At 67.7% G+C, this 26,568-nt stretch carries 23 protein-coding genes; 10 read left to right on the forward strand and 13 right to left on the reverse strand.

Going from position 1 to position 26,568, the window contains the following annotated elements; all coding sequences use genetic code 11:
- A partial coding sequence (locus tag sphst_RS19535) for a DUF4118 domain-containing protein (RefSeq protein ID WP_107046032.1) occupies positions 1 to 2,067 on the forward strand: 2,067 nt, incomplete at its 5' end.
- On the forward strand, positions 2,068 to 2,754 hold the full coding sequence (locus tag sphst_RS19540; RefSeq protein ID WP_031396054.1) for a response regulator transcription factor: 687 nt from the start codon (positions 2,068 to 2,070) through the stop codon (positions 2,752 to 2,754). It abuts the gene before it with no gap.
- Positions 2,755 to 2,835: 81 nt separating this feature from the next.
- Here the strand turns inward: sphst_RS19540 and sphst_RS20815 are convergent, their stop codons facing one another.
- Positions 2,836 to 2,994 carry a hypothetical protein gene (locus sphst_RS20815; protein WP_156363512.1) on the reverse strand — a complete coding sequence of 53 codons (159 nt, stop codon included), beginning with the start codon at positions 2,992 to 2,994 and terminating at the stop codon, positions 2,836 to 2,838.
- Positions 2,995 to 3,310: 316 nt separating this feature from the next.
- Between sphst_RS20815 and sphst_RS19545 the strand changes: the two genes are divergently transcribed.
- A complete protein-coding gene (locus tag sphst_RS19545) occupies positions 3,311 to 5,185 on the forward strand; it encodes a putative bifunctional diguanylate cyclase/phosphodiesterase (protein WP_234387764.1) in 1,875 nt (624 codons plus the stop codon).
- Positions 5,186 to 5,252: 67 nt separating this feature from the next.
- Here the strand turns inward: sphst_RS19545 and sphst_RS19550 are convergent, their stop codons facing one another.
- Positions 5,253 to 5,624 carry a hypothetical protein gene (locus tag sphst_RS19550; protein ID WP_031396056.1) on the reverse strand — a complete coding sequence of 124 codons (372 nt, stop codon included), beginning with the start codon at positions 5,622 to 5,624 and terminating at the stop codon, positions 5,253 to 5,255.
- 192 nt (positions 5,625 to 5,816) lie between these two features.
- Between sphst_RS19550 and sphst_RS19555 the strand changes: the two genes are divergently transcribed.
- The 3 genes from sphst_RS19555 (at position 5,817) to sphst_RS19565 (ending at position 7,471) form a co-directional block, all read left to right on the forward strand.
- Positions 5,817 to 6,275, forward strand: coding sequence for a membrane protein (locus sphst_RS19555; protein WP_031396057.1), 459 nt, complete (start codon positions 5,817 to 5,819; stop codon positions 6,273 to 6,275).
- A gap of 179 nt (positions 6,276 to 6,454) precedes the next feature.
- Positions 6,455 to 6,877: a hypothetical protein gene (locus sphst_RS19560; protein ID WP_043158327.1), complete on the forward strand. Its 423-nt coding sequence runs from the start codon at positions 6,455 to 6,457 to the stop codon at positions 6,875 to 6,877.
- 12 nt (positions 6,878 to 6,889) lie between these two features.
- The gene (locus sphst_RS19565) at positions 6,890 to 7,471 is read left to right on the forward strand and encodes a hypothetical protein (protein ID WP_234387765.1); all 582 of its coding nucleotides are present in this window, start codon (positions 6,890 to 6,892) and stop codon (positions 7,469 to 7,471) included.
- Positions 7,472 to 7,574: 103 nt separating this feature from the next.
- Here sphst_RS19565 and sphst_RS19570 read toward each other — a convergent pair whose 3' ends face one another.
- The 5 genes from sphst_RS19570 to sphst_RS19590 all read right to left on the reverse strand — a co-directional run bounded on the left by sphst_RS19570 (position 7,575) and on the right by sphst_RS19590 (position 13,997).
- The gene (locus tag sphst_RS19570; RefSeq protein ID WP_031396060.1) at positions 7,575 to 8,228 is read right to left on the reverse strand and encodes an SOS response-associated peptidase family protein; all 654 of its coding nucleotides are present in this window, start codon (positions 8,226 to 8,228) and stop codon (positions 7,575 to 7,577) included.
- 60 nt (positions 8,229 to 8,288) lie between these two features.
- Positions 8,289 to 10,760 carry a S9 family peptidase gene (locus sphst_RS19575; protein ID WP_031396061.1) on the reverse strand — a complete coding sequence of 824 codons (2,472 nt, stop codon included), beginning with the start codon at positions 10,758 to 10,760 and terminating at the stop codon, positions 8,289 to 8,291.
- Positions 10,761 to 10,847: 87 nt separating this feature from the next.
- Positions 10,848 to 11,672 carry a hypothetical protein gene (locus tag sphst_RS19580; RefSeq protein ID WP_234387766.1) on the reverse strand — a complete coding sequence of 275 codons (825 nt, stop codon included), beginning with the start codon at positions 11,670 to 11,672 and terminating at the stop codon, positions 10,848 to 10,850.
- A gap of 28 nt (positions 11,673 to 11,700) precedes the next feature.
- Positions 11,701 to 12,633: a lysylphosphatidylglycerol synthase domain-containing protein gene (locus sphst_RS19585; protein ID WP_156360468.1), complete on the reverse strand. Its 933-nt coding sequence runs from the start codon at positions 12,631 to 12,633 to the stop codon at positions 11,701 to 11,703.
- 68 nt (positions 12,634 to 12,701) lie between these two features.
- Complete coding sequence (locus tag sphst_RS19590; RefSeq protein WP_081877770.1) at positions 12,702 to 13,997, reverse strand: glycosyltransferase family 4 protein; 1,296 nt, start codon at positions 13,995 to 13,997, stop codon at positions 12,702 to 12,704.
- Positions 13,998 to 14,146: 149 nt separating this feature from the next.
- Between sphst_RS19590 and sphst_RS19595 the strand changes: the two genes are divergently transcribed.
- From sphst_RS19595 to sphst_RS19610, 4 genes are all read left to right on the forward strand, one after another.
- Entirely contained in the window at positions 14,147 to 14,824 is a 678-nt protein-coding gene (locus sphst_RS19595; RefSeq protein WP_107046039.1) for a response regulator transcription factor, read from the forward strand.
- Positions 14,821 to 16,182, forward strand: a complete 1,362-nt coding sequence (locus sphst_RS19600; RefSeq protein WP_159043714.1) for a sensor histidine kinase — start codon at positions 14,821 to 14,823, stop codon at positions 16,180 to 16,182. The genes sphst_RS19595 and sphst_RS19600 overlap by 4 nt, the downstream gene beginning before the upstream one ends.
- 137 nt (positions 16,183 to 16,319) lie before the next feature.
- A complete protein-coding gene (locus sphst_RS19605; RefSeq protein WP_031396068.1) occupies positions 16,320 to 17,492 on the forward strand; it encodes an MFS transporter in 1,173 nt (390 codons plus the stop codon).
- Between the two features lie 83 nt (positions 17,493 to 17,575).
- Positions 17,576 to 19,444 (forward strand): gamma-glutamyltransferase family protein, encoded by a 1,869-nt coding sequence (locus sphst_RS19610; RefSeq protein ID WP_056409002.1) that lies wholly within the window; start codon positions 17,576 to 17,578, stop codon positions 19,442 to 19,444.
- 16 nt (positions 19,445 to 19,460) lie between these two features.
- Here the strand turns inward: sphst_RS19610 and sphst_RS19615 are convergent, their stop codons facing one another.
- The 6 genes from sphst_RS19615 to sphst_RS19640 form a co-directional block, all read right to left on the reverse strand.
- A complete protein-coding gene (locus sphst_RS19615) occupies positions 19,461 to 20,864 on the reverse strand; it encodes a TolC family protein (RefSeq protein WP_107046034.1) in 1,404 nt (467 codons plus the stop codon).
- Positions 20,861 to 21,940 (reverse strand): efflux RND transporter periplasmic adaptor subunit, encoded by a 1,080-nt coding sequence (locus sphst_RS19620; RefSeq protein ID WP_031394540.1) that lies wholly within the window; start codon positions 21,938 to 21,940, stop codon positions 20,861 to 20,863. The genes sphst_RS19615 and sphst_RS19620 overlap by 4 nt, the downstream gene beginning before the upstream one ends.
- Positions 21,930 to 23,618: an ABC transporter transmembrane domain-containing protein gene (locus sphst_RS19625; protein ID WP_031394539.1), complete on the reverse strand. Its 1,689-nt coding sequence runs from the start codon at positions 23,616 to 23,618 to the stop codon at positions 21,930 to 21,932. The genes sphst_RS19620 and sphst_RS19625 overlap by 11 nt, the downstream gene beginning before the upstream one ends.
- A 93-nt stretch (positions 23,619 to 23,711) precedes the next feature.
- Positions 23,712 to 24,611 carry a hydrogen peroxide-inducible genes activator gene (locus sphst_RS19630; protein ID WP_031394538.1) on the reverse strand — a complete coding sequence of 300 codons (900 nt, stop codon included), beginning with the start codon at positions 24,609 to 24,611 and terminating at the stop codon, positions 23,712 to 23,714.
- Between the two features lie 66 nt (positions 24,612 to 24,677).
- Positions 24,678 to 25,427, reverse strand: coding sequence for a glucoamylase family protein (locus sphst_RS19635; RefSeq protein ID WP_031394537.1), 750 nt, complete (start codon positions 25,425 to 25,427; stop codon positions 24,678 to 24,680).
- Positions 25,424 to 26,491 carry a LacI family DNA-binding transcriptional regulator gene (locus sphst_RS19640; RefSeq protein WP_081877600.1) on the reverse strand — a complete coding sequence of 356 codons (1,068 nt, stop codon included), beginning with the start codon at positions 26,489 to 26,491 and terminating at the stop codon, positions 25,424 to 25,426. The genes sphst_RS19635 and sphst_RS19640 overlap by 4 nt, the downstream gene beginning before the upstream one ends.
- Positions 26,492 to 26,568 lie beyond the last annotated feature (77 nt).

The raw sequence follows: 26,568 nt of genomic DNA on the forward strand, positions 1-26,568 counted from the left end.
CGTGCGCTGTCGCACTTCTTCTCCAAATCCAACCTGTCCGCCTTGCGCGAACTCGCGCTCCGCCGCGCGGCACAGGCGGTCGACGCGCGGATGCTCGACGACGTCCGTGCACTGGGGCTCGGCGGCACCTGGGCGGGCAGCGACCGGATCGTCGTCGCGATCAACGAATTGCCCGGTGCCGACACGCTCGTGCGCGCCGCCAAGCGCGTGGCCGACGGTCTGCGTGGCCCCTGGACCGCGCTCTTCATCGAAACCCCGCGCGTCGCGAATTTCTCCGATGCCGAGCATCAGCGGGTTGCCGCGGCGATGACGCTGGCGACGCAGCTCGGTGCAGCCGTCGCGACGGTGCCCGCGACCGATGTGGTGGCGGGTATTCAGGGCTTTCTCGCCGATGCCCGCGCGACGCAGCTGGTCATGGGAAAGTCGCACCGGTCGCGGTGGTTCGAGTTCCTGCATGGCTCGGTCGTCGACCGGGTGATCCGCGATACCCCTGGCGTCACCGTCCATGTGCTGCCCGTGGCTGCAGACCCGCGCGGCCGGGACCGCGGCCGACGTAGGCCGGCGCGGTGGGGTACGCCCGCCGGCTATGTGGTCACGACCGCACTCGTCGCGAGCGTCACCGGCGTCGCCAGTGCGCTGTTCCACATCCTCGATCTCGGCAACGTTGCGCTGTTGTACCTGTTGCCGGTCATGGCCGCCGCCAGCCTCTATGGCCTGCGTACCGGTCTTTACGCGGGGATCGCCTCCAGCCTTGCCTACAATTTCTTCTTCCTGCCGCCGGTCGGTACGCTGAGCATCAGCAATCCCGAAAATCTGGTCTCTGTCGTCGTCCTGCTCGCCATCGCGGTCGTGACGAGCCAACTGACCTCACGTGTCCGGGCGCAGGCGGATCTGGCCGCGGCGAGTGCGCGGACCAACGCGACGCTCGCCGGTTTCCTGCGCCAGATCACCAGCGTCAACGACATCGACGTCGCGGCGCAGATGATCTGCGACGACGTCCGCGGACTGCTCGACGTACAGGTGGTCCTGCTGGTGCCCGGGATCGGCAAGAACCTGGAGATCCTCGCGGCCAGCGATGCCGGCTATCATCTCGGCACGATGGATACCGCCGCGGCGACCTGGGCGCTCGACACGGGGATGGCGGCGGGGAAGGGCTCGGGAACGCTCGCGGCATCGGAGTGGCTGTTTCAGCCGCTGAAGGCCGGGGGCCATGTACTCGGCGTGCTCGGCGTGGCGAAGGACAGCGCAGCCGACCCGGTTCGCGCCGACCAGCTGCCGCTGCTCAGCAGCCTGCTCGACCAGTCCGCGTTGGTGCTCGAGCGGTTGCGGCTCGAGGTCGAGATGCGCGATGTCGAGACCGTGCGGACGCGCGACCGCCTGCGCGCGGCGCTGCTGTCCTCGGTGAGCCATGACCTGCGCACCCCGCTGACCGCGGTCATTGCCGCGGCGGACCAGCTCGAGCACGGCGCGACGCCCGAGCTGATCGCGACGATCAAGGCCGAGGCCGCGCGGCTCAACCGCTTCGTCGCCAATCTGCTCGACATGGCGCGCGTCGAGGCGGGCGCATTGAAGCTCAACGTGGAACCGACCGATCTCAGCGATGCGGTGACGGGCGCGGCGCACGATGCGCGGCGCGCGCTGGAGGGCCATGCGGTCCGGCTCGACGTCCCGCCCGATCTTCCACTGGTCTACACCGACCCGCAGCTGCTCCACCATTGCCTGCTCAACCTGCTCGACAATGCCGGGCGCTACGGCGATCCCGGGACCGAGATCGTGATCGAGGGGCGGCACCGGTTCGGTGAGCTTCGTCTGGCCGTCATGGATCACGGACCCGGCCTGCCGCCGGGCAAGGAAACCGAAGTGTTCGAGACGTTCCGCCGCCTCGAGGGGTCCGATCGCGCGGTGGGCGGAACGGGTCTCGGCCTCGCGATCGTCAAGGCGTTCGCCGAGGCGATGGACATGACGGTCGAGGCCGGGAACCGCGACGATGGCAGCGGAGCCGCCTTCGCGCTGATCTTCCCCCGCGCGCTCATCGTCCGCGATCTCAAACCCGAAAGCATCGCCTGAATGCCCGCAAAGATTCTCGTGGTGGACGACGAAGCCGCGATCCGCCGCCTGCTGCGCAACACGCTCACCCGCGCAGGCTATGCCGTGGTCGAGGCCGAGGACGGGCGACAGGCGCTGCAGCAGGCGGCGGTCGAGCATCCGAGCGCGGTCCTGCTCGACCTCGGCCTGCCCGACCGCGATGGGTTGAGCCTAATCCCGCTGCTGCGGACGCATGGCGATGCGGTGATCCTGGTGGTGTCGGCACGCGATGCGGTCGACGAGAAGGTCACAGCCCTCGACCTTGGGGCGGATGATTTCATCACCAAGCCGTTCGACAGCGAGGAACTGCTCGCCCGGCTGCGCGTGGCGCTGCGTCATCATGGACTGTCTGAAAGCACGCCCAAGATCGTGCGCACCGGTGACGTCAGTATCGATCTCGATCGCCGAGTCGTGTTCCGGGGCGACGAGGAACTGCATCTGACGCGCAAGGAACACGACGTGCTTGCGGTGCTCGCCCGGCACATCGGCCGCGTCGTGACGCATCAGCGCGTGCTCGCGGCGGCCTGGGGCGGCGAGGAAGACCCGCGCGTCGAATATCTCCGCATCGTCATCCGCAACCTGCGGCAGAAGCTGGAGCACCCGGGACCAGTCGGCAGCGTGATCGCCAACGAACTGGGCGTCGGCTACCGCTTGCGTGCCGATGCGTAGCGAGGTCCTTGCGGATATCTCGATTGACATAGCATCGACGGGCACCGCGACTTGGATGCCTGACCGATGCCGATGTCCTCGTCAGGCGGCCGTGCTGACGGGCGTTTCCGAAATGAGCGACAGATACAGGTTCGCGAGTTCGTAATGGCGGGCGCAGGCGCTTGGATCTTCGGTGGCGGCGGCCATTGCAATTTCCTGCTCAGCTCGCCGTTCGAAATAGCACCGATCTGCGTCCGTCATCGTCAAGCCCCTCGCGCAGCATCGCCCGCGTGTGTTCCGCCGCCGGCGAGTGCCAGCCATGCGGCGTCCTAGGCGCGGGACCAGATCGCGACAAGACCTATTGTTCGCTATATGTTCTTTGGCTAAGGACCCTCAATCGGCGGTGAAGTCCGTGCGTGTCGGTCGGACTCCGGAAGGCTCGTGCAATACAGTTCTGGGTGCGCGTCCGTTGACGAATGGATACATGCCAAATCGGGCTGAACTATAGCCGTTTGGGATGTTCATGAAAAGTAAATAGAAATTGTTCTCAGATGCATCCATGGCTTATGATTTCTCCATGACCGATCTATCCTATCCAGTCGGTGATGATACCCAGCGTGTGGTGCTGCAACTCCAGAACGCGATACTCAAGAGGATTGCACGGGGCGAGAGTCTGGACGTGACCTGCCGGTCGTTATGCGAGCAGGTCGAGCAGCTGGTGCCCGGCGTGATCTGTTCGGTCCTGACGGTCGACCGCGCGGGCAGGATGCATCCGCTGGCCGGCCCCAGTCTTCCGGAGTCGTATTCGCAGGCGATCGATGGCGCCGCGATCGGGCCGCTGGCGGGGTCGTGCGGCACCGCCGCGTATCTTGGCACCGACGTCAGCGTCGCGGATATCGCGACCGATCCGCGCTGGGCCGATTTCAAGCATCTGGTGGCGCCGCTCGGTCTGCGCGGCTGCTGGTCGAGTCCGATATCGAATCCGGACGGCGTTATCGTGGCGACCTTTGCTTTCTACTACCGCGAAGCGCGGGGGCCGACGGCGTTCGAACGCGTGCTCGTCGAGCATTGCCTGCATCTCTGCCTGATCGCCATCGACCGCCATAATCGCGTCGTCGAACATGAGCGGCGCGCCTTTACCGACACGCTGACCGAGCTGCCCAACCGGGCCGCCTTCAATGCGGCATTGGCCGATATCCGGGAACGGGCGGTCGAGCGCTGGGCGCTGTTCGTGCTCGATCTCGACAATCTGAAGGTGATCAACGACACGTTCGGGCATCCGGCCGGCGATGCTGTCCTGCGGATCGTCGGTCAGCGGATCGCGGCGGCGGGAGAGCCCGGGCGGACCTTTCGGGTGGGGGGCGACGAATTCGCGCTGATCCTGGAGTCGGCGGACGACCTGGCCGAACCCGATGCGATCGCGCAGCGGATCCTCGATGCGCTGGGCCGACCCGCCGATTGCGGCGGCCAGATCGTCGTGCCGCGCGCGACCATCGGTGGCGCGGTCTATATCGCGGGCGATCCCGTGACCGCCCCAGTGCGCCAGAACGCCGATTTCGCGCTGTACCATGCAAAGGATACCGCGCGCGGCAGCTTCGTGATGTATTCGGCCGCGCTGGGTTCGAGCATGACGCGGCGCCTGCACGCGATCCGCGATGTCAGCGCAGCACTCTGTGACGGACGGATCGAGGCCTATTACCAGCCAATCTTCCGGCTCGACACGCGTGAGATCGTCGGTCTGGAAGCGCTGTGCCGGATGCGCATTGACGACCGGATCATTTCCGCCGCCGCGTTCCACGAAGCCACCAGCGATGCGCGGGTTTCGACCGCGCTGACCGAGCGGATGATGGGGCTTGTCGCCGCCGACATCCGGACCTGGCTCGATCTGGGTCTCGCGGTCCAGCATGTCGGCATCAACGTCTCGTCGGAGGATCTGAGCGGAGGGGCGATTGCGCGCGTGCTCGCATCGGCGTTCGAACGCCATGACGTCTCGCTGGAGCATGTCATCCTGGAAGTCACCGAGACCGTGTATATGGGCCGAGGCGATCAGGCGATCCAGGAGGCGATCCGCGCACTGCGCGACCACGGCATCCGCGTCGCGCTCGACGATTTCGGGACCGGTTTTGCGTCGCTCACGCACCTTCTGACGGTGCCCGTCGACGTGATCAAGATCGACAAGACGTTCGTCGATCATCTCGAACCCGACAGTGTCAGCGCGACGATCGTCGAAGGCCTGATCCGTGTTGCCAAGAAGATGGGCATCCGGATCGTCGCGGAGGGAATCGAGTCGGATCAGCAGATCGCGCAGCTTCGTGCGATCGGCTGCGTGCTTGGCCAAGGTTTCGTGTTTTCTCCGGCGGTCGACCGGGATGCGACGACCACCCTCCTGGCGATGCACGGGCAGCGCGAGGCGCGGCGCGTCGGCAGCGGCGGGATGGCACGGGCCTCGTGAGTATGCGGTCGGCCTAGTGCCGGCGGCACCCCGCGAGCCGGGGTGGCGCAACGCCCGCAGCCCGGCTTTACTGGTAGCGGAGGGTCTTTTCGAACCCTTCATTCGTCTTGGCCATCTTGGCAATCTTGCGCAGCTGGCTGCGGACATGGCGCTGGAACCGGATATCGTCATAGATACCGGTTGCGGTATAATCGTCCTGCGCGATCAGGTCCTTGAGCCGTTTTGCAAAGCCTGCCTGATCCGCGGTGCAGTCCGGTGCCTGAAGCGCCCGGCAGGCCCATTCCTCGGCAGCCGCCTTGTCATAATCGTCCTGCGCCTCGTAGCCGCGCCGGTCCGCCATTGCCTGGTCGAGCTTCGCCGCGGCAAGCCGCCGCTCGAGCCAGGTTTTGATCAGAGTCCCGTCCCACGCCGCGCTTTTGATATTCGCCGGATCATTCATCGTTCGCTCCAATGCATTCCGGCATATGCGCAAATCGGGGACGTTCAAGCGCGTTTGCGGGCGCCGCTCTACGTATCGGGGTGATGCCCGGGGTCGGTGCGGGATCGAGCGGCGCGCAGCGATGGAGCGCATTGACGGTGTCATCCGTTGACGAGGCCGATCAGACAATCGCTCCAACCGACAGGATCCCTTATGCTTCGTTCCCTTCTGATAGGCCTGGTGGCCGGACAGCGTGCGATGACGCCGCTTGCTGCACTGGCCGGCGCCGCACAGCGCGGCACGCTCCCCGAGGACACCGCCGGGGCGCGGTTGATGGCGGTGCCGCTGATCACCGCCGGGGGCGTGGCGATGGCCGCGGCCGAGATGGCCGGAGACAAGATGAAGACCGCGCCCGATCGTACGGTGTTCCTCGGTCTGCTCGCGCGCACGATCACGGGCGGCTTTGCCGGCGCGGCGCTCGCCCCGCCAAAGCGTCAGCTTACGGGCGCAGCGCTCGGGATCGGTGCGGCGATCCTGTCGTCCTATGGTGGCCTCTCCGCCCGCAAATGGGCGATGGAACGCTGGGGGCAGACGAGCACCGGGTTCGTCGAGGACGCGATCCTGATGTCCGCAGCGACCGCGATCGTCCACGCCAGGCCGGCGCACGCCTGACGCCGGATCGCCGTTAGCGGCGGCCGCCACGCCTCCGCTGACGGCGCGATCTCCGACTAGATCTGGCAATTCTAATACTTCGCTTCGCCACAATACATCAGATATCGATCTATTGCCTCCGGCTCCACCTTCTCGCGCACAAACAACAGTGATAAGCGCGAGATATTACGGGGGGATCTATGATTCGAGCAATCATTCTGGCTGCGGCATTTGCGGCGACGGTTCCAGCAGGGGCTTCGGCGAAGGATGATCCGAACACGCTGACACACGGCATGGTGCAGATGAACCTGAAGGTCGGCACCACGACGCAGGCACAGATCATCGAGGCGTTTGGCGGGCCGAACATTACCACTATCGATGGTTCCGGACAGGAAATGTGGGTCTATGACCGCCATGCCACGGTGTCTTACGACAAGACATCGGGGTTTTCGATCGGCCTGTTCGGCGGCGGTGGTGGCGGCGGCGGCGCGGGGCTTGGCGGTCTGGGGTTCAGCAACAAGAAGTCGCGGTCGAGCCAGTCGTCGCGCGCCATGACACTCGTGATCAAGTTCGACGCGAACAAGGTGGTCAGCGATTTTCAAAGCCGCAGCAGTTCGTTCTAAGGGGGAATATCAATGAAGAAGCTTTTCGTAGCGCTCGCCATGGCGGGTGCGTGCCTCGACGCGTCTGTCGTCTATGCAAAAAAGCCGGTGGTCATGTCGTCGCTCGAACTGCAGCAACTGCAGGGTCGGGACATCGAGGCGAGCAAGGATCAGGTGTTCGGCGCCGTCATGTCGGTGCTGCAGGATTCGGGCTATCGTATCCAGGCCGCCGACAAGGACACCGGGCTGATCACCGGCATCGCCTCGACCAAGGGCAAGATGTCGTACAGCCTGTGGACCGGTTTCGGTAAATCGAAGAAGACGCCGATCGTCTCGGCCTTTATCGAGCAGACCAGCCCGTCGACGACCCATGCGCGGCTGAGCTTCGTCATGGGGAAAGTCAAATCGACAGTCTATGGCTCGGGGGCGCAGGACGAAGAGCCGATCTACGACGTGTCGGTCTATCAGACGGCGTTCGAGCAGATCAACCAGACCGTGTTCATCCGCCAGACGATGAAATCCCCGGCCGCGACCGTGGCTTCGCCGGGTGCGCCGATCGCAGCGACGCCTGTCGCCACCACGGTCGCGCCCGCCGCGCCGTCCGCCCCCAAGTGACGATCGATCAGGCGGGCGGTACGCCGCCCGCCTGATCATGGTTGTGGGTGCTTGCCGCTTGGCGTCGGCGCCCGGCCCGATGCCGCGCTGGGTGGTCCGACACTTATAGCAGGGTGCGGCCCGTCGGTGCGGCGGTGCGGGTTGGAAAGACGGGGCCGCGGACCGTCATCCGGCTGGCCGGATAGGGGCGCTGCAGTGCGACGACGTCGTGGTAGCGGCCGGCGAGCCAGAGCGCGTGATCGTCCGGATGCAGGATGGTGATCATCGCCTTGGGGTGGATCGGCGCGACCAGTTCGTTCGCGTCGCAGGTGACCATCGCGAAATAGCGCTGCTCGCCGATCTGGCGCCAGAATCCAGCGATCGCAAACACGTCCTGGTCGATGACGTCGAACCACATCTCGCCCTTGATCGGCTTTTTCCCGTCGCCACGATCAACGGGGTCGGGCGTCCATTCGCAGAATTCGGTGAGCGGGATCAGGCACCGGTTTTCGGGGTTCGCCGCGAGCGCTTTCCACTGCGGCAGCGCGAGGTTGCGGACGTTGGTCATCGGCCATGGCGCCTGCCCGGCGGTCACGTCCCACTGCATCACGTCGAGCCCGCGGGCCCCGTCCTGCTCGCGGATCACATAGGCGCGGCTCTTGGGGTAGAGCTCGGTCGGATTGAACCGGTTATCCATCGGCCTTGGCGTCAGCCAGCCCGCGCCAAAGACTTGGGTCAGGGTTTCGGGCTCGCCCTCGAACCGCGCGCGATTACACATGGGGTGCCGATGCGATGGGACCGGCCGTCGCGCAAGCCCGCGGAAAGGAGCACCGCCCGGTCACGGCCGGCGCTCCGCCGTCTCCGTTGCCGGCTTCGGCTTCGGCTTTACGTAGCGGTCCAGCCAGTCCGTCATCTGCCACAGCGTCTCTTCGGTGGACTCGAGCGCGCGATAGCCGTGCGGCTCGTTCGGCAGGACGACGTAGCGCACGGTCGCACCATTGCCCTTGAGCGCAGCGTACATGCGTTCGGACTGGATCGGGAAGGTGCCGCTATTGTCGTCCGCGCCGCCGTGGATCAGCAGGATCGGCGCCTTGATCCGGTCGGCATAGGTGAACGGGCTCATTTCGGTATAGGTCGGCGTCGCCTGCCAATAGGTCCGCTGTTCGGCCTGGAAACCGAACGGGGTCAGCGTGCGGTTATACGCGCCCGATCGGGCGATGCCTGCGCGGAAGAGATCGGTATGCGCGAGCAGATTGGCGGTCATGAACGCGCCATAGCTGTGCCCGCCGACCGCCATGCGGGTGCGGTCGGCAACCCCGAGCTTGACGACGGCATCGACCGCCGCCTGCGCGTCCTGCTGAAGCTGTTTGACATAGGTGTCGTTCGCCTCCGTGCCGCCTTCGCCGATGATCGGCATCGCCGGATTGTCGAGGATCGCATAGCCCTGGGTCAGCAGGAACAGATGGCTGATGCCGCGTGGGCGCACGAAGCGATTGCCCTGGTCGACGGTCTGCCCGGCGACCTTCGCATCGGTGAATTCGGCGGGGTACGCCCAGAGCAAGGTCGGCAGCGGCCCGTCGCGCTTCGCGTCATAGCCCGCGGGGAGGTAGAGCGACCCAGACAGCGCAAGCCCGTCGGCGCGGGGATAGGTGATCGTGCGCTGCGTCACGCCGGCGAACACGGGGGCAGGATCGGCGAACGCGGTGACCGGCTTGGCGCTGCCGCCCCTGACGCTGCGCACGACGTAATTGGGGGCGAGCTTTGCGCTTTCGCGGCGCGTGAGAATGCGCTGCCCGGTATCGTCGAGCATCGCGACGACGGTTTCGTAATAGGGCGGCTTGGCGGACCATAGCCGCGTCTGTTCGCCGCCTGTAAGCGGCAGCGTCGCAAGGAAGGGGAAGGCGCCCGCCTTGGTCGCACCGTCGCCGGTGACGTAGACGGCCTTATGGTCCGGGGTGAAGCGCATCACCGGTTTGCCCGCGGCGTTCGATTCGACGACCGGCCGACCCGGGTCGCCATATTGGTCCTGATAATTGCGGGTCAGCAGCGTGCGCGGCTGGCCCGGTTGCGCCGGTGCGACCGCGAGCCGGTGTTCGGTCCGCGACCGCCATTCGCGATCGACGACCATCGCGAAGCCGTCATCGCCCCAGAAGGTCGTCGCATAGCGCGCCGGGGTCATCGCCAGATCGACCGGCGCCGCTTCGAACGGTGCGGCCTGCATCTTGACCACGTCGTGGAAGGCGACCTTCGCACGCGGATTGCCGCTGTCGAGCGCCTCGGCCCAGATGAGCGTGGCGGGGGCGTCGGATCGCCACATCGCCTCGCGCGGTCCCTTGACGGCGGCGTCGAAGTCGACCGGAAGATCGTCGGCAAGCGGGCGATCGACCAGCGTCCGTACCGGCTGGCCATCGATCGTCGCGACGGCGATCTCGGTCGGGAAATAGCGCGCGGGCAGCAGATAGGAATAGGGGCGCTTGAGCCGTTCGGTCAGCAGATACCGGCCATCGGGCGAGACGCTGAACTCGGTGATGAGCCCGGGTGCCCCGATCGGCCGGGTGGCGCCCGACAGCGCGATCCGGACGAGCTGGCCCGTGAAATAATGATCGAACAGGGCCTCGTCGTGCGCATCGCCGAGCAGGTCTTCATAGGTGCGTGCCGCCGACGATCGGCCCGCGCTTTCCTGGACGACGGGCCCCGTCGGCGTGTCGCCGGCGACGGGGGCGGGGCCGCGGTTCGCGGGGACGGTGTAGGCGATCAGCGACGTGCTGTCGGGCATCCAGGTGAACGGCGTGCCGAACGTCCCGTTCAGGCCCCTGGCCACCATGCGCGCACTGCCGTCACGCTCGGCGATCCACAGCGAGAGACCGTCGGGCTGCTGCGCGTAGAATGCGAGGCGGGCGCCGTCGGGCGACCAGTCGGGTGCGGCAAAGCGCAGTCCGGCCGGCAGCGCGACATTAATGGTCTTGCCGCTCGCCAGATCCTTGAACTGCAGCGCGTTCAACCACTGCACGCGGACCTCGGCCTGACCGTTGGTCGCGGGGTCGATGCGATAGCCACCAAGCCGCAGGATCGGTTTGGACAGATTGGCGATCGACGGAAGATTCTCGCGACCGAGAATCGCGAGCGTCCGGTGGTCGGGGCTGACCGAGACGCCCGGGGTCGGGGGCGTCTCCAGCGCCCGCGCGATCGCATCGGGCGCGCGGTGATAGGGCGTGCCCGGCGTCTGCGCGCTGGCGCCGGAGACCACCGCGCCGGGTAAAGCGGTCGTGGTGACGAGGAGGAGAGCGATCAAACAGGCACTGGCGCGCATTCATAACCCCTTGTTCTGATATGTCAGGGGTGTGGCATGTCGGGCGGGCCGGCACCAGCGGGCCCGGCCTGCGTGGCAGCTGGCACCTCAGAATTCGCGGATGATGCGCAGGCCGACGCGCGGTCGGAATGGACCCGACACGGCCCGTTCGGCGCCCGCACCGATCTGCGCCGAGACCTTCCGCCCGATCGCGCGGTGCAGCTGTGGCATCAGGAGCCAATAGCTGCTCGCCCCCGTCTGCCGGTTCACCTCGAACCCGAGCACGGTGCCGTCATCGACATCCCAGAATGTCGAGTGATTGACGATCAGCCCGGTGCCCTTCGTGCTCCTGAGCGTCACGTCGCCCGCGCCGATCATCGTCATCGTGCTCAACCGTTCGCCGAAGCGGTTGCCGAGCAGATAGACCAGGCTGCTCGACCACCCCCCGTCGCGGCGATTGTGAAGCCCGAGATACTGGACGCCGTGGATGCTGCGTCCGCCGCGAAACGTGCCGAACGTCCCCTGCAGCCCCATTTTGAGATCGGTCAGCCGGCCATTGGTGAACGGCAGCTCGAGTTCGACTGCAAAGCCGTCGGCGACCGCATACTCGACCTCGGGCGCCCATTCGACATGGCGCGACGGTCCGCTGAGATTGACCTGGGCGAGCGTGTTGGTCTCGAGCTCGCCGCGCCGTGCGCCGAGTGGCCGGACCATGTCGAAGATCATCGGTTCGGGGATGGCGGGGATCGCGGCGGACGTCGCCCCCGCGATCGCGGTCGCGCCCGGTACCGGCTGGGCCTCTGCCGATCGCGTCTGCGCGGCAGCGCCGGTGCTGGCGGCAAGGAGGGCGGGGGCGCAGAACGCTGCGAGGGAGAAGTGGGCGCAGGGCCGCGCGCGGATGATCATGGTGACGGGTTCCGGTGGATAGAGCATGAGGACATGCGCTCATCGCCGCGCCGACTTACGCCGACCTTACGCGGGCCCGCAGGTCGACTTCATGAAGCGCGAACAGCACCATCCCGATGGCGAGCGGGATCAGGAAATAGACCATCCGATAGGCGAGCAAGGCGGCGAACAGCGTCGCGCGGTCGATCTCGGGCAAGCTCGCCAGCATCACCGCTTCGAACACGCCCACGCCGCCCGGGGCATGGGTGATCAATCCCGTCGTGATCGCCACCAGGTACCCGAGCAACAGGCCGGGAAGCAGGGCAAGCGACGCGCCGGGCAGCAAGACGACCAGCACCAGCGCCGCAAGGACGAGGTCGATGCTCGCCAGCATCATCTGGATCAGCGCCTGCCGCGTGCGAGGCACGGGGATCGAGCGGCCGAATGCGACGATCATCCGACCGCCACGCCGGTGGAGCAGGATCAGCACTACGCCCAGCAGGGCAAGGCTCGCCGTGCCGATCGCGGCGTGGACCGGGTAGGACATCGCAATGCCGGCAATCGCCAGCTTGTCGGGACTGGCGACAAGCCCGATCCCCAGCAGTAGGAGCACCCCGGACCAGAAGGTCAGGCCGGTCAGCACCATGACATGACCGACTTCGCCGATCGTCAGCCCTGCGGGCCGGTAGATCCGCAACCGTGCGGTTCCGCCGGTCAGCAGCGCGAACCCGAAATTGTGACTGAAAACATAGCTGGTGAACGAGGCGAGCGCCGCCCGGGGATAGGCAACCCGTCGCCCGATGACCCGCAGCGCGATCACGTCATAGCCGGTCAGCACGCCGTAGCTGGTTGCGGTGATCCCGGCCGCGAGCAGCAGCCGGACCCAGCCGATCCGCGTCAGCGCGTCGCGGATGTCGGTCCAGTCGACCCCGTCGAGCAGGCTTGCGAGCGCCGACAGGGCGATCGCGACGACGGGGAGCATCGCGGCAGCAGCGGCTGCCGTTCGCACCGACGACGATGACAGGAGACGTCGCCAGCCTGACGGCGTCCGGGCGCTGCACTGTTCTGTCACGACGCTCAGCCCGCGGCCGACCGGTTCCGCCAGAGTGCCGGCGCGGCACCCGGATCGGCGGTTGTCGACACCGTGTCCGTGCCCGACAGCGCACGATAGGCGTCGAGGACCATCGCCGACGCGGTGTCCCAGTCATAGGCCGCGCTTGCCGCGCGTGCGGCCCGGCCCATCGACGCGCGCAGATCCGAGAACAGCGCAAGACGGCGAACCGCGGCGACCGCCGCATCGAGATCGTTCGCGGCGAAGAACATGCCCGTTTCCCTGCGCAGCAGGTTGCGTCCGCTGGGGATGTCGACGCACACGCTCGGCAATCCCGATGCCATCGCTTCCAACGTTACGTTGCCAAAGGCTTCGGTAATGCTCGGATTGACGAAAATATCCGCGCTGGCGACTGCGCGAGCCAGTCTGTCGCCCGACAGGCTGCCGAGGAGGATCGCGTCCGGCAGGCGCCGCGTTAGCCAGTCCCGTTCGGGCCCGTCGCCGACGATCACGGCCCGGATCGTGGCGGATGATCCGCACAGATCTCCGCTACCCTTGCGAACCGCGTCGACGATGTCGGCGAACAGCGCCGGTCCCTTCTCGCGGACCAGCCGGCCGAAGAAGAGCAGGACGATGTCGGTGTCAGCGATGCCCATGTGCCGGCGCCAGGCCAGGTCGCGGTGGCGCGGAGAGAAGGCGTCGCGATCGACCCCGCGACCCCAGAGACGTGTCCGCTCGCCAAGCCCCTTGGCGGAAAACTCGGCGGCGATGGGAGGGGTGGGCACGAGGATCGCGTCGCTGCCGGTGTAGAACCGGTCGAGATGCCGTTCCATCATTGGCCGGATCAATCCCGCACCATAGAATTGCGCATAGGTCTCGAACCGCGTGTGCAGGCTGGCGACGACCGGGATGCCCATTGTCCGTGCCAGCCGCTGCGCGGCAACGCCGGTCCAGTCGGGGGCGGACAGGTGGACGATGTCGGGGCGGAAACGTTCGACATCGCGCCGGACCGCCGCCGGCAATCCGAGCCCCAGCCGATACTCGCCGCGACCCGGAATCCGGACCGACGGGACCGACACCAATGTGCCCGCGGGGGCAAAGGCGGGGCGGGGCGATGTCGGTGAATAGACCCGGACCTCGACGCCGCCGCTCTCGAGATACCCGACGAGGCGGTTGAGCGCCTGGTTGGCGCCGTCGCGCAGATAGTTGTAGTTGCCCGAGAACAGGGCGATCCGGCGCGGCTGGTAGGGCGCCGCACGGACGCGGGACACCGCGGCGCGGGTCGCTGCAAGCCGTTCGAACGGGCCAAGGATATCGGACATGGAGACACTCTGATTTTTGCTGACGGCGCATCGCGCGACATCGATCGGGATCGAGGATCGGTCGGCCTATCCCGTCCGGCTTACGCCAGCCTTACAGGCGGCGATGGGCGCGGGCGGTGCGCTCCGGGCAGCCCGACCGGGGAGCGTCGATGCGGATCCTGATCGTCGAGGACCATGCCGATCTGGTCACGATGCTGATCCGGCTGCTCGGCGAGGCGGGCTATGCCGCGGACGCCACCGCGACGGCCGCCGATGCACGGCTGATCCTGTCCTATACGCGCTATGCCGCGGTCATCCTCGATCTCGGGCTGCCGGACGGCGATGGCCTGTCGGTCGTGCGCGAATTGCGTGACCGCGATGATCCCACGCCGGTCATCGCGCTGACGGCGCGGGCAAGCGTCGCACACCGGGTGACCGGGCTCGAGGCGGGGGCCGACGACTATCTCGCCAAGCCGTTCGCGCCCGAGGAACTGCTCGCGCGCATCCAGGCGCTGCTCCGGCGCAGCGGCACGATTGTCGATCGGACGATCGATTGCGGCAATGTCCGGTTCGATCCGGCAACGCGCGAGGTCACCGTTGCCGGCCGGCCGACCGTTTTGTCCGCGCGCGAACTGGAGGTGCTCGCCGGGCTGATCCGCCGCACAAGCCGGGTGGTGACTAAGCAGCATCTCGAACAATTGCTGTTCGGGCTCGCCGACGATCTCGGGTCGAATGCGGTCGAGGTCTATGTCCACCGGCTGCGGCGTCGCCTGGCGGAAGCGCAGGCGACCGCGGACATCGTCACGGTCCGCGGGGTCGGCTACATGACGCTGGAGCGGGACGCGTGACGCGGCCGCCACGGTCGTTGATGGCGCAGATCCTGCGCTGGCACGCGATCGCGGTGCTGATCACCGCCGTCGCGGTGGCCGGCGGGGTCTATCTGTTTCTCGACACGACGGCGGCGCGGATCCAGCATCAGACGGTCCACGTCCATACCCAGGCCCTGCGCCAGGCGCTGTCGCAGGACGCGCGCGGCCGGTTGCACCTGACCCAGGACGGGACCAGCGCCGCAGTGTTCGCGCCGGGGGCGGGCTTTGCATTCCGCATCGTCGATCCGCGTGGTGCGGTCCTGTTCCGGTCGGATTCGCCGATCATGGTGCCGCTCGCGGCCATCCCGCTGAGCGACGAGGAGCGCTTCTTCCGCCGGCAGTCGCGGCATGCCTTCTATGCCGGCGCCAGCAGCCCGGCGCGCGTCGGAAGCGCACGCGTTTGGATCGTCGTCCTGCAGAATCTGACCCACCCGGACTATATTCTCGACGACCTGCTCGCGCAGTTCCTGCTCTACGGTCTGGCGATCGTGACGCCGGTCCTGCTGCTGCTGCTGGCGATCGACGTGCTGATTATCCGGCGTGCGGTCGCGCCGGTACGGCGAGCCTCCGCATCGCTGCGGACGGACGATGCGCTGCCGCTCGATCTGCGGCTGCATGACGACCGGCTTCCGGCCGAGGTGCGGCCACTCGCGCGCGCGGTGAACGCGTTGCTGGAGCGTCTGACGTCGAGCTACCGCATGCAGCGCGACTTCATCGCCGATGCGGCGCACGAGCTGCGCACGCCGATCGCGGTGGCCAGGCTTCGTGTCGAGGAGGTCGAGGATGCTACGTTGCGAGCGACGCTGCGCAGCGATCTCGACACGCTCGGCCGCATCGTCGAGCAGGTGCTGGAGATCGCCGAACTGGAAACCGTCGCGCTGGATACCGCGGCATCTGTCGATCTCGTCGCGATCGCGACCGACGGCGTGGCTTCGATCGCACCGCTGGCGATCCGCCAAGGCAAGTCGATCGCGCTGTCGACGGCGGCGGACAGCGTGATGGTCGCGGGCCATGCGGCCTGGATCGCCAAGGCGCTGGGCTGCCTGATCGAGAATGCGGTCAAGCATAGCGGGCCTGGCCGTCGGATCGACGTGACGATCGGGACAGACGGCACGCTGGCGGTCTGCGACGACGGCCCCGGCATCCCCGAGGCGGATCAGCCGTCGATCTTTCGCCGTTTCTGGAAACGCGATCGTGCCGCATCCGCCAGCAGCGGGCTGGGGCTGGCGATCGTCGCGCAGGTCGCGGAGGCGCACGCGACGCGGGTGGTGCTCGCGTCGCGGCCGGGGCGGACCCGGTTCGCGATCACCTTCCGCGCCGTATTGATCCGCCGCTGATCGCGAGCCCATCTTCGCCACTGACGCGCTCTCATCGGGCATTGCACCATGGTCCACATAGCGGGCACGCGGTCGCAGAGGAGTTTGGTATGACGAGTATTGCGCAGGACCGTGGCCCCTTGGAGACGGATGCGTCGATGCCAGGCCCGTCGGGCGGACACCATCTCGGTCGGGGGCTGACGTTCGTGATGGCCGCGGCGGCCGGCGTTGCCGTCGCCAATATCTATTACAACCAGCCCATGCTGGGGATCATCGAGCGCGACCTGCCCGGGGCCGCGACCAGCCTGGTGCCGACTGCGACCCAGCTTGGCTATGCCGCGGGACTGTTCCTTCTGGTACCGCTCGGCGACCTGGTCGAACGCCGGCGTCTGATCGTCGTGCAGTTCTTGGGGCTGGCCGCGGCCCTGATCCTCGCCGCGATCGCCCCGAGCGCGGCGATGCTGATCGCCGCGTCGCTGCTCGTCGGGATATTGTCGACCGTCGCGCAACAGGTCGTGCCGTTCGCCGCGCATCTCGCAAGCCCGGAACGACGCGGTGCAACGGTCGGGACGGTCATGGCGGGGCTGTTGTGCGGCATCCTGCTCAGCCGGACGCTGGCGGGTTTCGTCGCGACGCATGCCGGATGGCGGGCGATGTTCTGGCTGGGCGTGCCGATGGCGCTCGGCGCGGGGGTGGTGATGGCGATGCGGCTGCCGCGCAGCGTCCCGACCGCGGATCTCGGTTATGCAGGGCTGTTGCGGTCGCTCGGCGGTCTTTGGCGGGAGTTCGGCACGCTGCGCAAGGCGGCCATCACGCAGGCGCTGCTGTTCGGCGCGTTCAGCGTGTTCTGGACGATGCTCGCACTCCATCTGCAGAGCCCGCGCTTCGGTCTGGGGGCGGATATTGCGGGTCTGTTCGGGGTGGTCGGCGCGGTCGGCGTGCTCGCCGCGCCGGTCGCCGGGCGTATCGCCGACCGCCGCGGTCCCAGGCTGGTGATCCTGCTCGGGGCCGTGCTGACGCTGGCAAGCTGGGCGGTCTTTGCGCTGTGGAGTTCGATTGCCGGACTGGTGGTCGGCGTGATCCTGCTCGATTTCGGTGTGCAGAGCGCGCTCGTCTCCAACCAGCATGTCGTTTACGCCCTGCGGCCCGAGGCCCGCGCCCGGCTCAACACGATCTTCATGGGGGCGATGTTCCTCGGCGGCGCGGCGGGATCGGCCGGTGCGACCTGGGCATGGCACATGGACGGTTGGGTCGCGGTCACGGGGCTAGGCGCGGCCTTGTCCGCGGCGGCGGTGCTGCTTCAGGTCGTCGCGGCCAGACGCCGGCGCTGATCCGTCGAGGCACCGCCGATTTCAGCCACTTGCGCCGATCGCCCCTGCGGGCAACAACCATGCCGGGTCCTGGGAGTTCGCCAATGCATCGTCGCACCTTCATCGCATCGCTGCCGGCGGCTGCGATGCTTCCGACACTCGCGTCTGCGCAGCGCGGTACAGCCAGCAGCGACCCCGCCCCCGGCCCGGGTCAGGGGGCAGCGCCCGCGACGGATACCAATCCTACATTCTGGGCGCCCGGCGAGGAGCGCTTCCTGCGCCCCGACGTCCATGCCGGCGACCGGCCGATCGGCGCGAGCTTCGCGTCGCGCACCGCGGTCTATGGACTCAACGGCGCGGCGGGGACCGCGCACCCGCTCGCGACGCAGGCGGGGATCGACATCCTGCGGTCGGGTGGGTCGGCGGTCGATGCGGCGATCGCGATCAACGCGTGTCTCGGCTTCCTCGAGCCGACGTCGAGCGGGATCGGCGGGGATGCCTATGCGATGATCTGGGATCCCAAGGCCAAGGCGGTCGTCGGGCTCGCGGGTTCGGGTAAATCGCCGCGCGGCCTGAGCCTGGAAACGGTGCGGTCGCGCGCCAAGAACGGCGCACTGCCGCCGCTCGGCGCGCTCAGCGTGTCGGTGCCGGGGACGGTCGACGCGTGGTGGACGATGCACCAGCGCTACGGAAAGCTGCCCTGGGCGGCGCTGTTCCAACCCGCGATCGCGCTGGCTGAAGCGGGCGCGGCGGTGCCCGACATCATTGCCTATTACATCCGCCGCAGCCTCACCGCGTTCCGCCGTCCGGGGAACGGGCTGGAGGAATCGCAGAACGCGCTGCGCACTTATGGCCTCGCGGACGGCAAGGGCCCGGCGGCGGGCGGGGTGTTCCGCAATCCCGATCTCGCGCGCACCTACCGCGCGATCGCAAACGGTGGACGCGATGCGTTCTATGAGGGCGACATCGCGCAGAAGATCGAGCGCTACTTCAAGCGGATCGGCGGGTGGCTGTCGGCGGCGGACCTCGCGGCGCACCATTCGGAATGGATCGCGCCCAGCACGACGGACTATCGCGGCACCACCGTCCACGCGCTCGGCGCGAACACGCAGGGGCTGGCGACGCTCCAGATGCTCAACATTCTCGAACGGTTCGACCTGAAGGGCGCAGGCTTCCAGTCCGCGCTGTCGATCCACCTGCAGGCCGAGGCCAAGCGCCTCGCCTATGAGGATCGCGCGCGCTATTATGCCGATCCGCACTTCGCCAAGGTGCCGGTCGAGTGGCTGATCTCGAAGGATTATGCCGCACAGCGCGCCAAGCTGATCCGCCCCGACCGATTGCTGACCCCGGTCTATCCAGGGCAGGCGCCAAGTCACGGCGACACCACCTATTTCAGCTGCGCGGACAAGGACGGCATGATGGTGTCGATGATCCAGTCCAACTTCCGCGGGATGGGATCGGGCCTCGTCGCCGATGGCCTCGGCTTCATGTTTCAGGATCGCGGGCAGTTGTTCAGCCTCAAGGACGGGCACCCCAACATCTATGCGCCGGGCAAGCGGCCGTTCCAGACGATCATCCCGGGCTTCGCAACCCGCGGCAACACGCCGTGGATGAGCTTCGGGGTGATGGGCGGCGACATGCAGCCGCAGGGGCAGACGCAGATCATCGTCAACCGCGTCGACTACGGGCTCGAGATCCAGTCGGCAGGGGATTCGCCGCGCTGGCATCACGAGGGATCGTCGCAATCGATGGGCGAGGATACGCCCGGGCTCGGGCCCACCGGGTTGCTACGGTTAGAAACCGGGGTGCCGGTCGCGACGCGGAAGCGGCTGGCCGACATGGGGTGGACGATCGGAGAGCCGGATGGCGGCTTCGGGCGCTATGAATGTGTCGAGCACCGGATGGACGGCGACACCCGCGTCTATGCCGCGGCGAGCGAGATGCGCGCCGATGGCTGCGCACTGGCCTATTGAGCAGGGCGGGGCTGGCCTAGCGGTCCAGCCCCAGTGCGACACGGTCGGCCGTCGCGGCGGCGAGTTCGGCGCGCGCGGAGGCGATCCGCGCCTGCGCGTCGATCAGGCGGACGCGCGCATCGGTCGCGGTCTCCTCGCGCTGGTTGACGAGGAAGAAGTCGCCCGATCCCAGCTCGAAACGGCGGCGTTCGGCAACCGCGAGCCGGTCGGCAAGACTGCGTTCCTCCTCCGCGATACCGGCGAGCCGTTCGGTCGCGCCGACCGCGATGACGATTCCCTCGACCTCGATTGCGATCTGGTCGCGCAGGAAGCGACTGCGCTGTACCAGTGCGTCGATCTCGGCGCGGGCTTCGGCCACGCGCCCCTTGGCGGCGCGATTCTGAAGCGGGACGCTGAAGCGGAAGCCGACCGCCGCTTCGAGCGGCGTGCGGTTCGGTCCGCCCAGACCGACCGGGCCGACATCCTTGCCGACTTCACCGCGCAGATCGAGCCGAGGCGACAGATCGTTTTCCGCCAGCATCAGCCGCGCGGTCGACTGGTCGATCCGGGTCAGGATCGCCCGGTAATCCGGCCGCGAGACCGCGGCCGCGCTCGATCCGGTCGGCGCGACGCCGGCAAGCGCGCTCGTGTCCGCGGGCAGCCGGTCGGGTGATACGAGCAGCAGCGCCCCCGCATCGTCGCGCAGATAGAGTGACAGCGTGTTGGCGGCGGTGGCGATATCCTGTTCGGCGCGCACGACGAGTGCGCGCCGGCGGACGAGGTTTTGGTCGTTTTCGGTCAACAGGATTTCGGGTCGTGCACCCAGCGTCACCAGCCGCCCGATCGCGCCGCGCCGCCGTTCCGCCAGATCGAGCAGGTCGCGATAGGCACGCAGGCGCAACCCCGCGGCGACCCAGGCCTGATAGGCGTCGACCGCGCGGCGCTGGACGCCGATCGCGACCATCTGGGCTTCGAACCGCGCGACGTCGATGTCCGCGCCGGCGACGCTGCGCCGCGTCCGGCGTTCGTCCACCACGCGGTCGCGCAGCAGCGCGAACAGCGCGCCGACCTTGGCCTCGCCCAGCCGGTTGGTATAGGCCTGATCCTCATAGACCGGAAAAGTGCCCCGCGACGCGCGGTAGCCACCATAGACATAGCCGCCATTGGTCGTCAGCGGCCGCGTCACACGGCTCTCGACCACGGTGCCGTCATAATAGCCCGCGACGCGCGACTTGCCGTCGACGTCGAACACCGTGTCGAACGCGCCGTCCGCCGACAGCGATCGCCCCTCCGCCTGGCGGACGCGCGCGAGTGCCTCGACGATCTGCGGGGCGGACCGCGCGGAGGCACGCAGCACCTCGTCGAGTGTCAGTGGGGCGGCTTGCGCGATCGCCGCCACTGGGGACAGCAGCATCAGCAGTGCGGCGAAGAATCGGGTCACTTCTTGCCGCCCTCCTCGTCGGACGCCTTCGCGTCCATGGCCTTGGCCTCGCCCTTCGCGGCTGCCGCCGGGCGCCGCCCGAATTCAAGCGGGAAGTCGTTGAGCTGGCGCCAGAGTTCATAGCCGACCAGCACCGTCTCGCCCTGCACCCAGCCGCGCACCTTGCCGCCGGGGCGGACGAATTCGCGCGCGGGCCAGGCAGGCTTGCCGGGCTGGGGCTCGACCAGGATGCGGAACAGCCCGTCTGGCGCGGCATTGGGATCGATCGTGCGGACGCGGCCGTCGAACATGCCCTGTGCAACCGATGGCCAGCCGCTGAACTGGATCGCGGGCCAGCCCTCGAATTCAAGGCGGACTGGTCGGCCGGGACGCAGCACCGGCACGTCGCGACCGTCGACGAACAGTTCGACCGCGCGCTCGACGCGCTCGGGCGCGATCACCGCGAGCACGGTGCCGGGCGACACCATCGATCCACCGGTCGTGGCGTTGAGCTGCTGGACGCGACCGTCGCGCGGTGCGCGGACCATCTGCGCGGACTGGCGGTTGAGCTGGATGTCGATCCGGTTGAGCTTGGCGCGCGCCTCGGCCAGCTTGGCGCCCGCATCGGCGACCTTGATCTGGGTCTGCTCATAGTCGCGCCGCGCGGCCAGCCCCTCGGCGAAGAGCTGCGCGGTACGCGACACGTCGATGCCGGCGACCGCGCGGCTCTGCTGGACCGCGGCGATCTCCGCCTCGACCTGCGCCCGCTCGGCCCGCAGACGCGACAGCAGGTCGGGGTCGAGATCGACGACGCGGGCGATCGGATCGCCGCGTTCGACATGCTGCCCGTCATGCACGTACCAGCGTTCGACGCGGCCGGGCACGAACGCCGTCACCTGCTGCTGCCGATCGTCGGGGTCGAGCGCGACGACCTGGCCGGTGCCGTTGGCGGTCTGCACCCAGGGGACCAGCGCCATGATCGCGATCGCGACCGCGATGCCGATCAACAGCAGCCACGCGACCGTCACCGCGCTGCGCGGGGCGCGCATCTTCGCCAGTGTCGGGAAATGCGCAACGCGATCGGGACTATACGGCATCGTTCGACTCCGTATGCGCGTCGGTGATCAGCGCGGCATGGGTGGCGAAGCGTCGCTGGCGATGCGGTTCGAGGCGGAACCAGCCATCGAGGACGATGTCCTCGGGCCGGCCGGTACACAGCAAGGTGGTCGTCCCGGCCGCCTTCAGCCGGCGCAGCACGTCCGCCAGCCGCTCCGCGGGGATCAGGTCGCACAGCTGCGAAAGCATCAGCACGCGTGGTCGCACGAGCAGCGCGCTGGCAAGCTTGAGCGCGACGACCTCGCCGATCGCCAGCGGATAGCCCGACGCGGCAAGAGGGGTGTCGAGCCCGTGCGGGAATTGCGCAACCCGCTCGCGCAGGCCCACGGCATCGAGGACTTCGAGCATCCCGCCCGGGTCGGATCCGGCCGCCGCGGCAAGCGACAGATATTCGCGGATCGTGACCTCGACGATGGTCGGCCGGTCGAGAACCACAACCGCTGAGCGCAATAGATACATGTCGAACGTCGCCATGTCGGCGCCCCCGACCGTGACCAGCCCGCGCTCGGGCACGATGTGCCGCTTGAGCACCATCGCCAGCAGCCGTTCCGCCCCGCCATCCGCTAGCGTGACGAGCTGTTCGCCCGCCGCCAGCGAGAAGTCGAAGCGCGCACCCTCCACTTCGACTGCCTCGAGCCGGACGGCACCATCGCCGGGCGCCTGTCCCGCGGTGGCGGCCGCCTGTTCCTGCGGTATCGCGAACAGCAGCGACAACTCCTCCGCGCTTGCGATCAGGTCGTAGAGTGTGTCGAGATACCAGCCGAGCTGCGACACGCCGTAGAATACGCCGCTCAGGATCAGCTCGGCCGCGACCAGCTGTCCGATCGACAGTTCGCCGCGCAGGATCAGATTGCCGCCAAGCGCAAGCAGCGCCGCGCTGGCAAAGGCATAGAGCAGCAGGAAGGCGACGGTCTGCGCGAAGCTGTAGCGGAAATAACGTTCGTGCCGGTCGACATAGGTGGCAGTGACGGCTTCGGACCGATCCATCGCGAAATCGAGATGGCGGCTCGATTTGTAGAAGCCGTTCGATCCGCCCAGGCTTTCGAGCCAGCGGGCCGCCTCGTGCTTGGCGTGGCTGAGCGCGACCGCGGAGCGGATCGATCCGCGCGACCAGATCGTCCAGATCGCGAGCATTAGCAGGATCAGCAGCGCGTTGAACGCGAGGAAGAAGGGGTGGTAGAAACTCGTCACGACCAGCCCGACCGCGGACTGGAGGATGATCGTGAACGCCCCGATCACCAGGCTCGGCACCGCCTTCTGCACCACGACGAGATCGAAATAGCGGTTGAACAGGTCGCCGCGATTCTGATCGGCGAAGAAGGGGTTCTGCGCGTGGACGGCGCGTTCGGTGATTTCGGCGACGACGCGCGCGAAAAAGCGCCGTTCGAACAGCGCCATGACCCAGAAGCGCATCGCGCTGAGCCCGGCCACGAACAGCAGCAGCACAAGCAACAGCCCGGCCAGCGTCCATAACGGTGCGGGCAGCGCGGTGTTGGCGACGCTGTTGATCAGCAGCTGCACCGAGATCGGCGTGGCGAGCGACAACAGGCTGATCGCGACGCCGTACACCATTGCGAGGCGGAGATAGGGCGTATCGGGTCCGACGATCTCGCCCAGCCAGCCGCGCGCTTCACGCCATCCGATTCGTTTGCCTGCCACCTGCGTCATCCAACTGCTCGAGTCCGCAATCAGAATTGCCGCACAGTGTTATTGATACAACTACGGGGCGGCTATATCATCGATAGGATAAACCTATGGGCCAACCGCGCGCAACAGGTCGGCGATCAGGTGATAGGCGGGAGCACGGCCTGCGCCGATGCGCCACAGCAGTCCGATCTCGCGATATTGTCGGCCATGGCTGAACGGCCGCACGATGACGTCGCCACCGTCACGCACTTCCTGGCGGACATAGAGTTCGGGCAGCAATGCCAGCCCCATGCCCATCCCGGCCATCTGCCGGATCGCGTCGAGACTGGTGCCCTCATAATCATTGAGCACGACCGCGCCGACTTCGCCGGCGATCGCGGCGACCTGTTGCGCGAGGCGATAGTCCGCGACGAGCGTCAGCAGGTTCTGGCCGCGCAGATCGGCCATCTCGATTCCAGCCTTGGGGGCCAGCGGATGGTCCGCCGCCATCGCCAGATACAGCGCCTCACGGAACAGGCGCTCGGTGTGGAATCCGCGCCCCGCGACCGGGAGCTGTGCGAGGATCAGGTCGTGGTCCCCGGCCGCGAGTCCGGCGGTCAGCGCGGAGGGCAGGCCTTCGCGGACATGGATGCGCAGCGTCGGATGGTCACGGTGCAGACGCGCGACGAAGGTCGGTAGCAGATAGGCGCCGAGCGTCGGCGATACGCCCAGCCGGATCGTCCCGACCAGCGCGTCCGCTGAAGCGACGCGCACTTCCTCCAGGTCCGCAAGGTCGAACAGGATCCGACGCGCGCGCTCGAGAAGCTCGCGGCCGAGCGGCGTCGGGATCGCAGGCCCGCCGCGCTCAAAGAGCGGCGCACCGAGAATTGTCTCGAGCGCGCGAATCTGTTGCGAGAGCGACGGCTGCGACACGCCCATCCGTTCGGCCGCGCGGGTGAAGCTGCCGTTTTCGGCGAGCGCGACGAAATAGCTGAGCTGGCGGATGGTGGTCCTGGGGCGATGCATGCGTCATCCTATCGCGCCCGAGCCTGCCGTGCGCACCTGTTATCACGTCATCGCCCGGTGCTGCGATCAGGTCAGCCAGCCCCCGGTAAACCCCGCGCGCTGCAAGCCGCGGCGGATATGCGGATTGCGGCGCATGGTCGTCCAGACGAGGCCGGTACGCCAATTCTCCATCATGACCACAATCGCGCCCTGGTCGATGCCCAGATAATCGTCGTCCACCCACCCCGCAGCGGGATCGACGCTGCCATGCTTGAGCGGCACCGACGTGGCCGTCAGCGTCGGGTTGAACGAATCGAGAAAGCCGTATTTGCCGTAGATGCGGGCGCCGTAGCGGGCGTGCATCGTCTCGATCGCGCGGCTCGACAATTCGGGTTCGAACGCGATCGATGCCGCTGCCGCGGTCGGGGCCAGCGTCCCGTCGTCCCGGTCGCCGACGCCGCGCGCCGCATAGCTGAAGAATTCGCGGCGGCGGCCACCGATGTCGATGGCGAAATCGCCGGGGCCGTCGCATGCGGTCAGCCCCCAGACATCGGGGCCATAGCCTACCCAGCCTTCGGGGTTGGCGATCGCATAGGTGCCTGCGCGCAGCGACGCGAAGTTGTAGCCGCCAGCGGCGTCAGCGGGCACCGTGCGACGCAGGCCGGTCGCGACCTCGACCGGGGTGACCTCGACGACCGGATTGTCCGCCGGCGCGGTGATCGTGCCGCGTAACGACGCCTGGCCGACCTGGGCGGCTGCCGGCGCGGGGGCGAACAGCACCCCGCCGGACAGCGCCGTCAGCGAAAGCGCTGCCGCACGCAACATCATCTTGGTCATGGTCGTTCCCCTGTTCCCGATTGATCGGGTGTCTCGTTGTGGATTGTGGATAGAAATGCGTTGGGTCGTGCCGGGTCGGGCTGGCCGGTCGATTCCCGTATGACGACGACCGGGACGCGCTGCTCGGGCAGGCCATCGTCCTGCCCGGCAATCGCGCCTGCCAGCCGTGCGACGCCGCGCGCACCGAAGGCCGCGATGTCGATGCTCGCGGTGGTCAGCGACGGCGTGATGAGCCGGGCGAGCGGGATGTCGTCGAAACCGGCGATCGCAATCTGCTCCGGAACGGCAATCCCGGCCCGTTTCAGCGTCATCATCGCGCCGATCGCCATCATGTCGTTCGCGGCAAAGATCGCGTCGGCGTCGCACCCCTCGTCGAGAAGGGTCGCGGCGGCGGCGATGCCCGAGGGTTCGTTAAAGTCACCCGGCAGGATGCGCAGCGCGACGCCTGCACGCGCACAGGCGTCGCGCGCGCCGCGACACCGTTCCTCGGCATCGATATTCCCCTCGGGGCCGGTGATATGAACCAGCCGGCGGCGGCCGGTTGCGATCAGATGCTCGACGATAGCGGCGGCACCGGCGGCGTTGTCGATGCGCAGTTCGGCGCGGCCGGGCTGCCCCGGCGCACAGTTCAGCAGCACCGCAGGCATGTCGCGCGGCAGGTGCGCGAGCAGCTCGTCCGCCGCGACCTGAGGGGCCATCACCAGCAGCCCGTCGACCCGACCGCGCATCGCGTTCAGCGCAGCCACACCGCGCGCCGCGTCGCCGTGCATCCTCATCAGCATCAGGTACAGCCCGCGCTCCGACGCCTCGCGGTCCATGCCGCGCAGCAGTTCGGAGAAGAATTCGCCGTGAAGATCGGGGATCACCACGCCGATCATCCCCGAGCGGGCCGAGCTCAGGTGTCGCGCCGCGGCATGCGGGACATAGCCAAGCCGCGATGCGACCTCCTCGATATGCTTGCGCAATTCGGGGCGGACGCTGGCCAGCCCGTTCATTGCCCGCGACACGGTCGCTACCGACACCGCCGCCTCGCGGGCAATATCACGGATAGTGGCGTGCGACATGGCTGGTCAGGATCCCCTCTGGCGTCGGCCGTCGTTCGCGGCTGGAAATGTTGTTCTTGATGTAACCGGTTACATGA

Origin of the sequence: Sphingomonas sp. STIS6.2, from assembly GCF_000732685.2 — a bacterium.
GTDB classification, from domain to species: Bacteria; Pseudomonadota; Alphaproteobacteria; order Sphingomonadales; family Sphingomonadaceae; genus Sphingomonas; species Sphingomonas aerolata.

Excerpts from the sequence above, each read along its gene's own strand:
- sphst_RS19540 (WP_031396054.1), top strand. The coding sequence starts at position 2,068 with ATGCCCGCAAAGATTCTCGTGGTGGACGACGAAGCCGCGATCCGCCGC.
- sphst_RS20815 (WP_156363512.1), bottom strand. The coding sequence starts at position 2,994 with ATGACGGACGCAGATCGGTGCTATTTCGAACGGCGAGCTGAGCAGGAA.
- sphst_RS19545 (WP_234387764.1), top strand. The coding sequence starts at position 3,311 with ATGACCGATCTATCCTATCCAGTCGGTGATGATACCCAGCGTGTGGTG.
- sphst_RS19550 (WP_031396056.1), bottom strand. The coding sequence starts at position 5,624 with ATGAATGATCCGGCGAATATCAAAAGCGCGGCGTGGGACGGGACTCTG.
- sphst_RS19555 (WP_031396057.1), top strand. The coding sequence starts at position 5,817 with ATGCTTCGTTCCCTTCTGATAGGCCTGGTGGCCGGACAGCGTGCGATG.
- sphst_RS19560 (WP_043158327.1), top strand. The coding sequence starts at position 6,455 with ATGATTCGAGCAATCATTCTGGCTGCGGCATTTGCGGCGACGGTTCCA.
- sphst_RS19565 (WP_234387765.1), top strand. The coding sequence starts at position 6,890 with ATGAAGAAGCTTTTCGTAGCGCTCGCCATGGCGGGTGCGTGCCTCGAC.
- sphst_RS19570 (WP_031396060.1), bottom strand. The coding sequence starts at position 8,228 with ATGTGTAATCGCGCGCGGTTCGAGGGCGAGCCCGAAACCCTGACCCAA.
- sphst_RS19575 (WP_031396061.1), bottom strand. The coding sequence starts at position 10,760 with ATGCGCGCCAGTGCCTGTTTGATCGCTCTCCTCCTCGTCACCACGACC.
- sphst_RS19580 (WP_234387766.1), bottom strand. The coding sequence starts at position 11,672 with ATGCTCTATCCACCGGAACCCGTCACCATGATCATCCGCGCGCGGCCC.
- sphst_RS19590 (WP_081877770.1), bottom strand. The coding sequence starts at position 13,997 with ATGTCCGATATCCTTGGCCCGTTCGAACGGCTTGCAGCGACCCGCGCC.
- sphst_RS19595 (WP_107046039.1), top strand. The coding sequence starts at position 14,147 with ATGCGGATCCTGATCGTCGAGGACCATGCCGATCTGGTCACGATGCTG.
- sphst_RS19605 (WP_031396068.1), top strand. The coding sequence starts at position 16,320 with ATGCCAGGCCCGTCGGGCGGACACCATCTCGGTCGGGGGCTGACGTTC.
- sphst_RS19610 (WP_056409002.1), top strand. The coding sequence starts at position 17,576 with ATGCATCGTCGCACCTTCATCGCATCGCTGCCGGCGGCTGCGATGCTT.
- sphst_RS19620 (WP_031394540.1), bottom strand. The coding sequence starts at position 21,940 with ATGCCGTATAGTCCCGATCGCGTTGCGCATTTCCCGACACTGGCGAAG.
- sphst_RS19630 (WP_031394538.1), bottom strand. The coding sequence starts at position 24,611 with ATGCATCGCCCCAGGACCACCATCCGCCAGCTCAGCTATTTCGTCGCG.
- sphst_RS19635 (WP_031394537.1), bottom strand. The coding sequence starts at position 25,427 with ATGACCAAGATGATGTTGCGTGCGGCAGCGCTTTCGCTGACGGCGCTG.
- sphst_RS19640 (WP_081877600.1), bottom strand. The coding sequence starts at position 26,491 with ATGTCGCACGCCACTATCCGTGATATTGCCCGCGAGGCGGCGGTGTCG.